The organism is Pseudomonas sp. P5_A12, from assembly GCF_056400685.1.
Window position 1 is genome coordinate 1 of the sequence record NZ_JBFUKU010000153.1, and the last position, 13344, is coordinate 13344.

Sequence of the window (13344 nt, forward strand, 5' to 3'; positions counted from 1 at the left end):
GCCGAAGATCATGCGCCCTTCCCTGGCCGGCAAGCGCCTGGGCATTCTCGGCCTGGGTGCCGTCGGCATGGCCATCGCCAAACGCGCGGCCAATGGTTTTGACATGACCGTGAGTTACCACAACCGCCAGCATCGCAGTGACGTGCCCTATACCTTTTGCTCCACGCCCACCGAACTGGCCCGGGTCTCGGATTTTCTGATCATCGCGACCCCAGGTGGTATTGGCACCAAACACTTGATCAACCAACATGTCCTCGACGCCTTGGGGCACGACGGGTTCCTCATCAACATCGCCCGCGCCAGCGTGATCGTCACCGCCGACCTGGTCAACGCGCTTGAACAACGACGCATTGCCGGCGCCGCGCTGGATGTGTTCGATGCCGAACCGCATGTGCCGCTGCCGCTCAAATCGTTGAGCAACGTGATCCTGACTCCGCATGTGGCCGGGCTTTCACCCGAGGCCACTCAGGGCACCGTTGAACTGGTCGGGAAAAACCTGACGGCATTTTTTAGCAACCAGCCCGTTCTGACACCGATTGCCCTGCCGTCTGCGCAGAGCACGGCCACGCTCTGACGACCATTCAAACAGGTGTATCAAAAGCAATGATTGCCCGGCAACACGCTCACCTATAAGGGCCGTTCATGGTTGTGAGTGCCGGGTACGCGGATTAGATTAGCCAATAGTCGCAGGCCTCCAAAATAAGCAGAAGGGATAAGCATGGCGCTTACTGACCAGTCCACCCGTATCCGCTCTGGCGAAGAACTTGATGCCAGCCTGATCGATCCGTACCTCAAGGCACACATTCCGGGCCTCAGTGGTTTGCCGCAGATCAGCCAGTTTCCTGGCGGCGCGTCGAACCTGACGTACCTGCTGGAATACCCCGAGCAGGAGTTCGTCCTGCGTCGGCCGCCGTTTGGCCACAAGGCCAAGTCCGCCCACGACATGGGCCGTGAATTCCGCATTCTCAATCAGCTCAAGGACGGCTTTCCGTACTGCCCCAAAGCCTACGTGCACTGCACTGACGAATCGGTTATCGGCGCCGAGTTCTATGTGATGGAGCGGGTCAACGGGATCATCCTGCGTTCCGAACTGCCGCCGGAACTGGGTCTGGATTCGGCGAAAACCGAAGCCTTGTGCAAAAGCTTCATCGACAAGTTCGTTGAACTGCACCGTGTCGACTACAACGCTTACGGCCTGGGTGACCTCGGGAAACCCGAAGGTTATGTCGCTCGGCAAATCAAAGGCTGGAGTGATCGCTACGAGAAAGCCCTGACCCCGGACGCGCCACAGTGGGAAGCGGTGAAAGCCTGGCTCAACGACAAAATGCCGGCCGACCACCCGACTTCCAGCATCGTCCACAATGACTACCGTTTCGACAACGTAATCCTCGATCCGCAAAACCCGATGCAGATCATCGGTGTATTGGACTGGGAACTGACCACCCTCGGCGACCCGCTGATGGATTTGGGCAACACCCTCGCTTACTGGATCGAAGCCGGCGACCCGCCACCGGTGCAACTGATGCGCCGCCAGCCCAGCCATGCACCGGGCATGCTGACCCGCCGTGAGTTCGTCGATTACTACGCCGAACGCGCGGGCATCCGGATCGACAATTTCGACTTCTACTACACCTATGGCCTGTTCCGTCTGGCCGGCATCGTGCAGCAGATTTACTACCGCTTCTTCCATGGTCAGACCCAGGACAAACGCTTCGCGCAGTTCATTCACATGAACAAGATGCTGGAGCAAATGAGCCTGCAAGTCATATCGAAATCCAGCCTCTGATCCACCTGGCGCGCTTCTCGCAAAGCAGGCCCCTATAACAAGACCTTTTACAAGAGAATCCCATGTCCAAGACTCAGTTGTTCGACCTCGACGGCAAAATCGCTTTCGTCTCCGGCGCCAGCCGCGGCATCGGTGAAGCCATCGCCAAATTGCTGGCCCAGCAAGGCGCCCACGTCATTGTCTCGAGCCGCAAGCTCGACGGTTGCCAGCATGTAGCCGACGCGATCATCGCCGCCGGCGGCAAAGCCACTGCCGTCGCTTGTCACATCGGTGAAATGGAACAGATCAGCCAGGTCTTCGCCGGCATCAAGGAACAGTTCGGTCGCCTCGACATTCTGGTCAACAACGCAGCGACCAACCCACAGTTCTGCAACGTCCTGGACACTGACCTCAGCGCCTTCCAGAAAACCGTCGACGTCAACATCCGCGGCTACTTCTTCATGTCGGTGGAAGCCGGCAAGATCATGCGCGAAAACGGTGGCGGCAGCATCATCAACGTCGCCTCGATCAACGGCGTCTCGCCAGGCATTTTCCAGGGCATCTACTCGGTGACCAAGGCCGCCGTGATCAACATGACCAAAGTGTTCGCCAAGGAATGCGCGCAATTCGGCATCCGCTGCAATGCCCTGCTGCCGGGCCTGACCGACACCAAATTTGCTTCGGCACTGGTGAAAAACGATGCGATCCTGAAGACCGCCCTGGCGCAGATTCCGCTCAAGCGTGTTGCCGACCCGAGTGAAATGGCCGGCGCCGTGTTGTACCTGGCGAGTGATGCGTCGAGCTACACCACTGGGGTTTCGTTGAATGTAGACGGTGGTTTCCTGTCCTGATTCGATTCGCCAGATGAGCAAAAGGCAGCCTTTGGCTGCCTTTTTTGTTGTGCACAGGATCGCTCTCAACGCTTCACGCACCCAGAGTTATTGAGTCACGCAGCGAGTAGTCGTGGTGACTCGTGTCACTTCTCCGGCTCCATTCGCGTTACCTGTCACATTGGTGTCGTCCACGGTTTCGCATTTTTTTTCTACGGGTGGTAGAGGGGGTGGCGGAGGCGGTGGACTGGAGCAACCACTGAGGATCGCAACGCATAGGGCGAGCGACAGCGGCGAAAAAACACGTTTTCCAGGATTGTTCATAGTCTGACCCGCGGTAAGTAATCGACGCTTTCCGCGACACGACAACAACACCGCGAAGCCGCGGACCGGTCACAGAAAATTTTACCTTCTCATTTCTTATAGCTCAGTCACCGGCCAATGCCAGCAAATAAGGCAGTCAGGCCTATCCCTACCCAGAAAAACGACAGCTCTTACTCGTCCCCGCCCGGGTGATGCAAGCTGTTGCTCTGCAATTCGTAACGCAGTTCTTCGATCAACGACGCCACCGCTTGCGGCGAACTGAGGCTTGTCACCTTCAATCCACTGACCACCAGGTCGACCTCACCCGACTCCGGGTGATACAGCTTCACCGTCACCGAATTGTCGCCCGACACACTGCATTCACAGGCACGGGGAGCAAAGTGCTGTTCCAGCAGCGCACGCAGTTGCGTCAGATAAATCATTGCGATTCACCCATCGGCTGACGGGCAACCTCTTCAACCGAAACAGTGTTGAGTGGGCGAAACATGTGACGGTTCCTTGAGCGGTTTCGTAGAGGGCGCGAAGCGGGCAAAAGACTCCTTTCGCACCTTGACAGCCTATTCGCTGGCGCCTGCCACCAACACCTCCATTTGCGCTGCCTGCACTAGTGCATTTGCACCCTAATGCCGGGAGAACAATCCACGCTCGCGCGCCCAGACAATCGCCTCGCTGCGACTGTGAACATCAAGCTTGGAATACACCATGGACACGTGATTACGTACTGTGTTGGGCGCCAGCTTCAGACGCACGGCGATTTCCTTGTCAGGCAACCCTTCGCAGATAAGGCCAAGCACGTCTCGCTCGCGGGCGGTCAGGTCGGTAAAGGACACGCCGGGCAACGTCGGTGCGTTTACGCTTTTCACATTAGCCAGTTTTTCGATCAGCGTGCGGCTGAACCAGGAAGCGTCTTTCATCACCTCCTCGATCGCCGCTACCAGCTCAAGCTCAGTGCGTTTGCGTTCGGTGATGTTCATCAACACCAGCAGGTAGCATGGACTGTCCTGAATATTCACGGTGTCGGCCGACACCGCGCAATCGATCACTTCACCATTGCGTTTACGGATTCTGACATCGACACGGTCCAGGCTTGCGGCCTTCTCTAGCGCCGAAAACAAGCGCGTGCGCGCATCGGTGTCATCGAAGAAATCGAGCTGCGCCACCGTTTTGCCGAGCACTTCTTCACTGGGATACGCAAGGGTGCCGAGAAAGGTTTCGTTGGCATCGAGCACTATTTGATCCTCGGCACTGCACACCAGCGTTGGCACCGGAGTCAGACGAAAGGCCTTGGCAAAGCGCTCCTCGCTCTGGCGCAGTGCGATTTCGGCTTTGTGCCGAGGTTCCATGTCGACGAACGAAAACAGCATGCAGTCTTCTTCGTTTAACTCCAGCGGTTGCCCGGCGACAATCACCTGCTTGCTGCCTCCTTCAGGCAATCGCAACTCAGCCTGCATCTGCGGAATCGTGGCGTGCTCGCGCAGTCGCTCAATCGCCAGGTCTTTTTTTTCCGCGCCTTGAAGCACGTCCAGCTCATATGTCGACACGCCGATCACCTGATCACGGGTAAAACCGGTCATCTCCAGAAAACCGCTGTTGACCTTGATATAACGCAAATCGCTGAGGCGACAGATCACCGCCGGGGCCGGGTTGGCGTTGAACGTCTTTTCGAAACGCTGCTCGGCGCTGGCCCATTCGGTGACGTCGTCCATGATCAGCACCAGTGACTCCGGCTCACCGGCGCTGTCCGCCAGCACCATGCTGCGCACCCTGTGCACCCACGTGCGTTGATCATCGTCGGTAGGGGTTATTTCAACCAGCACATCGTCGAACGTTTCGCCCCGGGCGACGCGGTTGATCGGGTAATGATCCTTCGGCACCGGGTGATGATTGCGATAGCGCAAGGCAAAGCGTTTGGCGTACTCCCGGGCATTGGCGCCCAACTCGCTGATCTGGCCGACACCGTGCATGACCAGCGCCGCGTCATTGGCCCACAGGATCGTCTGATCAAGCTCCAGAAGAATCACGCCATCGGACAACCCCGCAATAATCTGCTGCAACTGGCGACGATTGGTTTCGGTGCTCAGGACGTCCTGGCTCATGGGTACTCCGCAAGTACAACGGGGCTTTTAGCCCCCCCGTGAAGAGTACGACCGCACGCATCAATGATCGTGCAAAATCCCTGTGGGAGCGAGACCGGCTTGCCGGCGATGGCGGAGTGTCAGGCGACATCACTGTTGATTGATCCACCGCTATCGCCGGCAAGCCGGTCTCGCTCCCACAGGTTTTACCGGTGTGCTTCAGACCGCGGGCTGCCCACTGGCAATCGCCGCCGATGCCGCCAGCATCGCCCGCAACAACACCGCACACCCGGCCGCCAGATCGTCCGGCGCGGCGTTTTCGATTTCGTTGTGGCTGATGCCGCCTTCACACGGCACGAAAATCATCCCGGCCGGGCCGAGTTCTGCGAGGAAGATCGCGTCGTGCCCTGCTCCACTGACGATGTCCATGTGCGACAAGCCCAGGCCTTGGGCCGCGTTGCGCACGGCTTTGACGCAGCCCTGGTCGAAGTACAGCGGCGGGAAGTCGGCTGTCGGGGTGAGTTCGAAAGTCAGGCCGTGTTCATCGCAGGTGGTTTCGATGACGTGACGGACTTCGGCGATCATCGAGTCCAGGCGTGCCGGCTCCAGATGCCGGAAGTCGAGGGTCATGCGCACCTCGCCGGGGATGACGTTGCGTGAGCCGGGATAGGCTTGCAGGCAGCCGACGGTGCCGCAGGCGTGGGGTTGATGGCCCAGCGCGGCACGATTGACCGCACCGACGATCACGGCGGCGCCGACCAGGGCATCCTTGCGCAGGTGCATTGGGGTCGGGCCGGCGTGGGCTTCAACGCCGCGCAGTTTGAGGTCGAACCATTTCTGGCCGAGCGCGCCCATCACCACGCCGATGGTTTTGTGTTCGTCTTCCAGGATCGGGCCTTGTTCAATGTGTGCTTCAAAATAAGCGCCCACCGCATGCCCACTGACCTGGCGCGGACCGGCGTAACCGATGGCGTTGAGTGCCTGGCCCACGGTGATGCCTTCGGCGTCGACTTTGGCGAGGGTTTCTTCAAGGGTGAATTTTTCCGCGAAGACGCCGGAGCCCATCATGCACGGGGCGAAGCGCGAGCCTTCTTCGTTGGTCCAGACCACGACTTCGAGTGGCGCTTCTGTTTCAATTTTCAGGTCGTTGAGGGTGCGCAGCACTTCGACGCCGGCCAGTACTCCAAAGCAGCCGTCGAACTTGCCACCGGTGGGCTGGGTGTCGATATGGCTGCCGGTCATCACCGGTGGCAGGCTCGGGTTGCGGCCCGGGCGGCGGGCGAAGATGTTGCCGACAGCGTCGACGCTGACAGTGCAGCCGGCGTCTTCGCACCAGTTGACGAAGATGTCGCGGGCCTGGCGATCGAGGTCGGTCAGGGCCAGGCGGCAGACGCCGCCCTTTACGGTGGCGCCGAGCCTGGCCAGTTCCATGAGTGATTGCCACAGGCGGTCGCGGTTGATGTACTGATGGGTGGATTGCAGAACATCTACGGCAGCGTTCATGGTGATCTCCTCAGGCTTACTACTGATAGTTCCCACGCTCTGCGTGGGAATTCATCCATGGACGCTCCGCGTCCGCATTTGGGACGCAGAGCGTCCCGAGCTGCATTCCCACGCAGAGCGTGGGAACGATCATCCCTCACACCGCAGATTTGGCGACGGATGGACTAGGCCGCAACGAGCACAACCCGTAATAAATCACCCCACCCAACGCCGAGCCGGTAAACCAGCCATAGCTGTAAAACCAGCTGAACGCATCGCTACCCAGCGACAGCAGCGTCAGCACCACCGGCACACCAAAGGCGATAAACCCGAACCAGTTCCAGGCCGGATAAACGTCATCGCGATAGAGCCCGGCCAAGTCGAGTTGCTGTTTCTTGATCAGGAAATAGTCCACCACCATGATCCCGGCAATCGGCCCGAGCAGGCTGGAATAGCCCAACAACCAGTTGGAGTAGACCGTTTCCAGGCTCAGGTCAGAGACGATCAGCCCGAGCTTTTTCAGCAGCTCATGCCCCATCAGCAACAGCCCCACCACCCCGGTGAGCAATACCGCTTTGGTGCGGTTGATCAACTTCGGCGCGACGTTCTGAAAATCGTTGGTCGGCGACACGATGTTGGCCGCGGTGTTGGTCGACAGCGTGGCGATGATGATCAGCGCCATGGCCAGCGCGACCCAGACCGGGCTCTGGATATGCCCGATCAGCGTCACCGGATCGGAGACGGTCACGCCCACCAGTTTCACCGAGGCGGCGGTCATGACCACGCCCAGCGAGGCAAACAGGAACATGGTCAGCGGCAGGCCGATAATCTGCCCGATGATCTGGTCTTTCTGGCTTTTGGCGTAGCGGCTGAAGTCTGGAATGTTCAACGACAAGGTGGCCCAGAAACCGACCATCGCGGTCAGGCCGGCGGCGAAATAACCTGCCACGCTCGCCCCTTCCGGACGCTTGGCCGGGATCGCCAGCAATTCGGTCATCGACACATTCGGCAGCGCCCAGAACAGCAGGCCCACACCGACCAATATCAACAGCGGCGCGGACAGGGTTTCCAGCCATTTGATCGACTCGGCGCCGCGAATCACCACCCACAGGTTCAGTGCCCAGAACACCATGAAACCGATGACTTCACCGGTGCCGCCCAATGACTTCCAGCCCTCGAACACCGAGCCCAGAAACAGGTGAATGGCCAGCCCGCCGAACATCGTCTGAATCCCGAACCACCCACACGCTACCAGGGCGCGGATCAGGCAAGGAATGTTGGAGCCGAGAACGCCGAAGCTCGAACGCAACAACACCGGAAACGGAATGCCGTACTTGGTGCCAGGAAAGGCGTTCAGAGTCAGGGGGATCAGCACGATGATGTTGGCAAACAGAATTGCCAACAACGCCTCGCCCACCGTCAAACCGAAGTACGCGGTGAGCACGCCACCCAACGTGTAGGTCGGCACGCAGATGGCCATGCCGATCCACAGCGCGGTGATGTGCCATTTGTTCCAGGTGCGTTCATGCAACTTGGTTGGCGCCATATCGTGGTTGTAACGGGGACTGTCGAGGACGTCGCTGCCGGCTTCGAGCTCAAACAAGCCTTCGCGCTCGGTCACTTGCGATCTGATCTGTTGCATGGCCGCTCCACTGTTCTTTGAATTATTTTTTGCTCATCAGGTGCCAGGGCATCAATAAACGTGCCGGGCACCCCGATTGAGCATCGGGCAGTTCCACAAAACGTTACAACCAACTGTTTTTATTCATATATCCAGCGAGTCTTCGGTGACTTGTCTGTTCACTCAGGCCGAATGCCAGGCAAGTTGTCCGAACCGTCAGGACTCAATCTGGTGCATCACACTTTTTTTCAAAGTTGCACATCAACCATAGACCATCCTCAAGCGGCTGATTTCACATAGGAAATCTTGTCTATTTTTCGAACCTGTCAAGTGCGTCAAAATGGTGAACAGCCTCACCATTTTGGTGATTTACGTTTTATGTCTTTATTTATCAATTAGTTAAAACAGTAATAAGCTTATAAAAAATATTCTTGCTGATTTCATAAACTCAGACTAGCTTCAATTCCTGACAGCGTTGACAGGAATACACCTGTTGCCGCCGATTTATATAAAACACTTAGAACCGGCATAAGCCGGTCATTGCCTGCGAGGAACTCGGAATGTCTCTGTTGATCCGTGGCGCCACCGTTATTACCCATGATGAAAGTTATCGCGCCGACGTCTATTGCGCCGACGGCGTGATTAAAGCCATTGGCGACAATCTTGATGTTCCGGCAGGTGCCGAAGTGCTCGACGGCAGCGGCCAGTACTTGATGCCCGGCGGCATCGATCCGCACACGCACATGCAATTGCCCTTCATGGGCACCGTGGCCAGTGAAGATTTTTTCAGTGGCACGGCGGCGGGACTGGCCGGTGGTACCACGTCGATCATCGACTTCGTGATTCCCAATCCGCAGCAATCGCTGATGGAGGCGTTTCACCAGTGGCGCGGCTGGGCCGAAAAGTCAGCGTCAGATTACGGCTTTCATGTCGCGATCACCTGGTGGAGCGAACAGGTGCGCGAGGAGATGGCTGAGCTGGTCAGTCATCACGGGGTCAACAGCTTCAAGCACTTCATGGCCTACAAGAACGCAATCATGGCGGCCGACGATACACTGGTGGCCAGTTTCGAGCGCTGCCTGGAGCTGGGCGCAGTGCCGACCGTGCATGCGGAAAATGGCGAGCTGGTCTATCACCTCCAACGCAAGTTAATGGCCCAGGGCATCACCGGCCCGGAAGCGCATCCACTGTCGCGGCCTTCGCAGGTTGAAGGCGAAGCGGCCAGTCGGGCGATCCGTATCGCCGAGACGTTGGGCACGCCGCTGTACCTGGTGCATGTCTCGACCAAAGAAGCCCTCGACGAAATCACCTACGCCCGCAGCAAAGGCCAGCAAGTCTACGGTGAAGTGCTGGCCGGGCATCTGCTGCTGGACGACAGCGTCTATCAACACCCGGACTGGCAGACCGCCGCCGGTTATGTGATGAGCCCGCCCTTCCGTCCTCGCGGGCACCAAGAAGCACTTTGGCACGGCTTGCAATCGGGCAACCTGCACACCACCGCGACCGACCACTGCTGTTTCTGCGCCGAGCAAAAAGCCGCTGGCCGCGACGACTTCAGCAAAATCCCCAACGGTACCGCTGGTATCGAAGACCGCATGGCGGTGCTCTGGGATGAAGGGGTCAACACCGGGCGTTTGTCGATGCAGCACTTCGTGGCGCTGACATCCACCAACACCGCGAAGATCTTCAACCTCTACCCGCGCAAAGGGGCGATTCGTGTCGGGGCCGATGCGGACCTGGTGCTGTGGGACCCGGAAGGCACGCGAACCATTTCAGCCAAGACCCATCACCAGCAGGTCGACTTCAACATCTTTGAAGGCAAGACCGTGCGCGGCGTACCGAGCCACACCGTCAGCCAGGGCCGCGTGGTCTGGGCCGATGGCGACTTGCGCGCCGAGCGGGGTGCGGGGCGGTATGTCGAACGGCCGGCGTATCCGGCGGTGTTTGATTTGCTGAGCAAGCGGGCTGCACTGCACCAGCCAAAATCTGTGAACCGCTGACACACTCCCGAAGATCGTTCCCACGCTCCGCGTGGTAATGCAGCCCGGGACGCTCTGCGTCCCATTGGAACGCGGAGCGTCCCTTGAGGCATTCCCACGCAGAGCGTGGGAACGATCAGCCCGACAGAGGCAGCACCTCCATCACCGTGAGGCCAATACCGTGATCAAGACCCTGAACCACCTCCCGCATCCTTACGAGAATGCCGCCGCCCTCGCCGGCCATTTCACCGACCTGGCGCCGCCGCTCAATGATCGTCAGGCTCACCTGGAAGCGTCACGCTGTCTGTATTGCTACGACGCGCCCTGCGTGAACGCYTGTCCCAGCGAGATCGACATTCCGTCCTTCATCCGCAATATCCATCAGGACAACGTTCAGGGCGCCGCGCAGAAAATCCTCTCGGCGAACATCCTTGGCGGCAGTTGCGCGAGGGTTTGCCCGACGGAAATCCTCTGCCAGCAAGCCTGCGTGCGTAACAACGACCATGAATGCGCACCGGTCTTGATCGGCTTGCTGCAACGTTACGCCGTCGACAACGCACACTTCACTGAATATCCCTTCCCCCGTGCAGCATCAACCGGCAAACGCATCGCCGTCGTCGGTGCCGGCCCGGCCGGTTTGTCCTGTGCTCACCGCAGCGCGATGCACGGCCACGACGTGGTGATTTTCGAAGCCCGGGAAAAGGCCGGTGGCCTTAACGAGTACGGGATCGCCAAATACAAACTAGTGGACGACTACGCGCAAAAGGAACTGGAGTTCTTGCTGCAAATTGGTGGCATTGAAATCCGTCACGGGCAAAAACTCGGCGACAACCTGACCCTGAGCGAACTACATCAGCAATTCGACGCCGTGTTTCTCGGACTCGGCCTGAATGCCAGCAAACAACTCGGCCTGACCCACGAAGACGCGCCAGGCTTGCTTGCCGCCACCGATTACATTCGCGAACTGCGCCAGGCCGATGACCTGACCCAACTGCCGTTGGCGGACCATTGCATCGTCCTCGGTGCCGGCAACACCGCCATCGACATGGCCGTTCAGATGGCCCGTCTCGGTGCTCGTGATGTGAATCTGGTGTACCGCCGTGGTGTTGAAGACATGGGCGCCACCGGCCACGAACAGGACATCGCCAAGGCCAATCAGGTGCGCTTGCTGACGTGGGCGCAACCGGAAGAAGTGCTGCTCGATGACCAAGGCCAGGTGCGCGGCATGCGCTTCGCCCGCACGCACTTGGTTGACGGTCGCCTGCAAACTACCGGGCAAACCTTCGAGCTGGCCGCCGACGCCATTTTCAAAGCCATCGGTCAGGCCTTTGATGGCAGCGCCCTTGCCGACCCGCTGGCCCGTGAGCTCAAGCGTCAGGGCGAGCGGATTCAAGTCGACGAACAGCTGCGCACCAGCATCCCCGGTGTGTATGCCGGTGGCGACTGCACCAGCCTCGATCAGGACCTCACCGTGCAAGCCGTGCAACACGGCAAACTCGCCGCCGAGGCCATCAACGCTCAACTGATGCTCAACGTGGAGGCTGCGTAAATGGCCGATCTCTCGATTGTCTTCGCCGGCATCAAAGCACCCAATCCGTTCTGGCTGGCCTCCGCGCCGCCGACCGACAAGGCTTACAACGTGGTCCGCGCCTTCGAGGCCGGCTGGGGTGGTGTGGTCTGGAAAACCCTGGGTGAAGACCCGGCGGCAGTCAACGTGTCGTCGCGCTACTCGGCCCACTTCGGCGCCAACCGTGAGGTGCTGGGTTTCAACAATATCGAGCTGATCACCGACCGCTCGCTGGAGATAAACCTGCGGGAAATCACCCAGGTGAAAAAGGACTGGCCGGACCGCGCGCTGATCGTGTCACTGATGGTGCCCTGCGTCGAAGAGTCGTGGAAGTTCATCCTGCCGCTGGTGGAAGCCACCGGCGCCGACGGCATTGAGCTGAATTTCGGCTGCCCCCACGGCATGCCGGAACGGGGCATGGGCGCGGCGGTCGGTCAGGTGCCGGAGTACGTCGAGCAGGTCACCCGTTGGTGCAAGACGTATTGCTCGCTGCCGGTGATCGTCAAGCTCACACCGAACATCACCGACATCCGCGTCGCCGCCCGCGCGGCCCATCGCGGGGGGGCGGATGCAGTGTCGCTGATCAACACGATCAACTCGATCACCAGCGTCAACCTGGAGCGCATGGTCGCCAACCCGGCCGTGGGCAACCAAAGCACCCACGGCGGTTATTGCGGTTCGGCAGTCAAGCCGATTGCGCTGAACATGGTCGCCGAAATCGCCCGTGATCCGCAGACCCAAGGCCTGCCGATCTCCGGCATTGGCGGCATCGGCAGCTGGCGCGACGCGGCGGAGTTTATTGCGTTGGGCAGCGGCTCGGTGCAGGTGTGCACGGCGGCGATGCTGCATGGTTTCAGGATCGTCGAGGAAATGAAGGACGGCTTGTCACGCTGGATGGACAGTCAGGGTTACGCCAGTATTTCGGAGTTTTCCGGGCGCGCGGTGGGCAACACCACGGACTGGAAGTACCTCGACATCAACTATCAGGTGATCGCGAAGATTGATCAGGAGGCGTGCATTGGGTGTGGGCGCTGCCATATCGCGTGCGAGGATACCTCGCACCAGGCGATTGCCAGCCTGAAGCAGGCGGACGGGACGCATCAATACACGGTGATTGAGGATGAGTGCGTGGGCTGCAATCTGTGCCAGATCACCTGCCCGGTGCAGGACTGTATCGAGATGGTGCCGATGGACACGGGCAAGCCGTTTCTGGATTGGAATCATGATCCGAGAAATCCCTACCATGTTGCCTTCTGATCACTGAAGATCCAGAAATCGCAGCCTCGTTTCACTCGACAGCTSCTACAGGGGGTGCATTTCTCTGTAGCAGCTGTCGAGTGAAACGAGGCTGCGATTTTTGGGTTTATGGCTCCAACCCGATCCCCCGCAAAATCACACTGGTCACCGTCTGCACAGCCCGCTCGAACTGCATGTCCGACAGCGGCTGATGATCATTGAGAATATTCACTTGATGATCAAAGTCCGCGTAGTGCTGGGTCGAGGCCCAGATCATGTACAGCAGGCTCGAAGGCTCCACCGGCAAGATGCGTTTGTCGTCCACCCACTGGCGGATTTTCGCTTCCTTCATCTTCGCCCAGTCATACAGGCTGGCGTCCAGCGCCGTGCCTAAGGTCGGTGCGCCATGGATGATTTCGTTGGCCCAGACTTTCGACCCGTAAGGCCGGCTGCGCGAGTGGTTCA

The 13344-nt window shown here is 59.2% G+C and carries 11 protein-coding genes; 6 read left to right on the forward strand and 5 right to left on the reverse strand.

Going from position 1 to position 13344, the window contains the following annotated elements:
* From AC1DSG_RS19255 to AC1DSG_RS19265, 3 genes are all read left to right on the forward strand, one after another.
* Nucleotides 1-574: NAD(P)-dependent oxidoreductase (locus tag AC1DSG_RS19255; RefSeq protein ID WP_477792310.1), on the forward strand; the 574-nt coding region annotated here is incomplete at its 5' end.
* Between the two features lie 144 nt (nt 575-718).
* Nucleotides 719-1786 carry a phosphotransferase family protein gene (locus AC1DSG_RS19260; RefSeq protein WP_477792311.1) on the forward strand — a complete coding sequence of 356 codons (1068 nt, stop codon included), beginning with the start codon at nt 719-721 and terminating at the stop codon, nt 1784-1786.
* 62 nt (nt 1787-1848) lie between these two features.
* Nucleotides 1849-2616, forward strand: coding sequence for an SDR family oxidoreductase (locus AC1DSG_RS19265; RefSeq protein ID WP_477792312.1), 768 nt, complete (start codon nt 1849-1851; stop codon nt 2614-2616).
* A gap of 473 nt (nt 2617-3089) precedes the next feature.
* Here the strand turns inward: AC1DSG_RS19265 and AC1DSG_RS19270 are convergent, their stop codons facing one another.
* The 4 genes from AC1DSG_RS19270 to AC1DSG_RS19285 all read right to left on the reverse strand — a co-directional run bounded on the left by AC1DSG_RS19270 (nt 3090) and on the right by AC1DSG_RS19285 (nt 8118).
* Nucleotides 3090-3341, reverse strand: a complete 252-nt coding sequence (locus AC1DSG_RS19270) for a DUF1652 domain-containing protein (protein ID WP_477792313.1) — start codon at nt 3339-3341, stop codon at nt 3090-3092.
* A 198-nt stretch (nt 3342-3539) separates the two neighbouring features.
* On the reverse strand, nt 3540-5015 hold the full coding sequence (locus tag AC1DSG_RS19275; protein WP_477792314.1) for a helix-turn-helix transcriptional regulator: 1476 nt from the start codon (nt 5013-5015) through the stop codon (nt 3540-3542).
* Nucleotides 5016-5213: 198 nt separating this feature from the next.
* Nucleotides 5214-6497, reverse strand: a complete 1284-nt coding sequence (locus AC1DSG_RS19280; protein WP_477792315.1) for a Zn-dependent hydrolase — start codon at nt 6495-6497, stop codon at nt 5214-5216.
* 136 nt (nt 6498-6633) lie between these two features.
* On the reverse strand, nt 6634-8118 hold the full coding sequence (locus tag AC1DSG_RS19285) for an NCS1 family nucleobase:cation symporter-1 (protein WP_477792316.1): 1485 nt from the start codon (nt 8116-8118) through the stop codon (nt 6634-6636).
* Between the two features lie 539 nt (nt 8119-8657).
* Between AC1DSG_RS19285 and hydA the strand changes: the two genes are divergently transcribed.
* The 3 genes from hydA (at nt 8658) to preA (ending at nt 12900) form a co-directional block, all read left to right on the forward strand.
* Complete coding sequence (hydA, locus tag AC1DSG_RS19290) at nt 8658-10097, forward strand: dihydropyrimidinase (RefSeq protein WP_477792317.1); 1440 nt, start codon at nt 8658-8660, stop codon at nt 10095-10097.
* Nucleotides 10098-10257: 160 nt separating this feature from the next.
* Nucleotides 10258-11625: an NAD(P)-dependent oxidoreductase gene (locus AC1DSG_RS19295; protein ID WP_477792318.1), complete on the forward strand. Its 1368-nt coding sequence runs from the start codon at nt 10258-10260 to the stop codon at nt 11623-11625.
* A complete protein-coding gene (gene preA, locus AC1DSG_RS19300; protein ID WP_477792319.1) occupies nt 11626-12900 on the forward strand; it encodes an NAD-dependent dihydropyrimidine dehydrogenase subunit PreA in 1275 nt (424 codons plus the stop codon).
* Nucleotides 12901-13006: 106 nt separating this feature from the next.
* Here the strand turns inward: preA and AC1DSG_RS19305 are convergent.
* Nucleotides 13007-13344, reverse strand: a 338-nt coding sequence (locus AC1DSG_RS19305; protein WP_477792320.1) for a TetR family transcriptional regulator C-terminal domain-containing protein, incomplete at its 5' end; no start/stop codon positions are given.

Bases quoted from the DNA above. Each gene is read 5' to 3' on its own strand.
- AC1DSG_RS19270 (WP_477792313.1), bottom strand. From the start codon at position 3,341: ATGATTTATCTGACGCAACTGCGTGCGCTGCTGGAACAGCACTTTGCT.
- hydA (WP_477792317.1), top strand. From the start codon at position 8,658: ATGTCTCTGTTGATCCGTGGCGCCACCGTTATTACCCATGATGAAAGT.
- AC1DSG_RS19285 (WP_477792316.1), bottom strand. From the start codon at position 8,118: ATGCAACAGATCAGATCGCAAGTGACCGAGCGCGAAGGCTTGTTTGAG.
- AC1DSG_RS19275 (WP_477792314.1), bottom strand. From the start codon at position 5,015: ATGAGCCAGGACGTCCTGAGCACCGAAACCAATCGTCGCCAGTTGCAG.
- preA (WP_477792319.1), top strand. From the start codon at position 11,626: ATGGCCGATCTCTCGATTGTCTTCGCCGGCATCAAAGCACCCAATCCG.
- AC1DSG_RS19265 (WP_477792312.1), top strand. From the start codon at position 1,849: ATGTCCAAGACTCAGTTGTTCGACCTCGACGGCAAAATCGCTTTCGTC.
- AC1DSG_RS19280 (WP_477792315.1), bottom strand. From the start codon at position 6,497: ATGAACGCTGCCGTAGATGTTCTGCAATCCACCCATCAGTACATCAAC.
- AC1DSG_RS19260 (WP_477792311.1), top strand. From the start codon at position 719: ATGGCGCTTACTGACCAGTCCACCCGTATCCGCTCTGGCGAAGAACTT.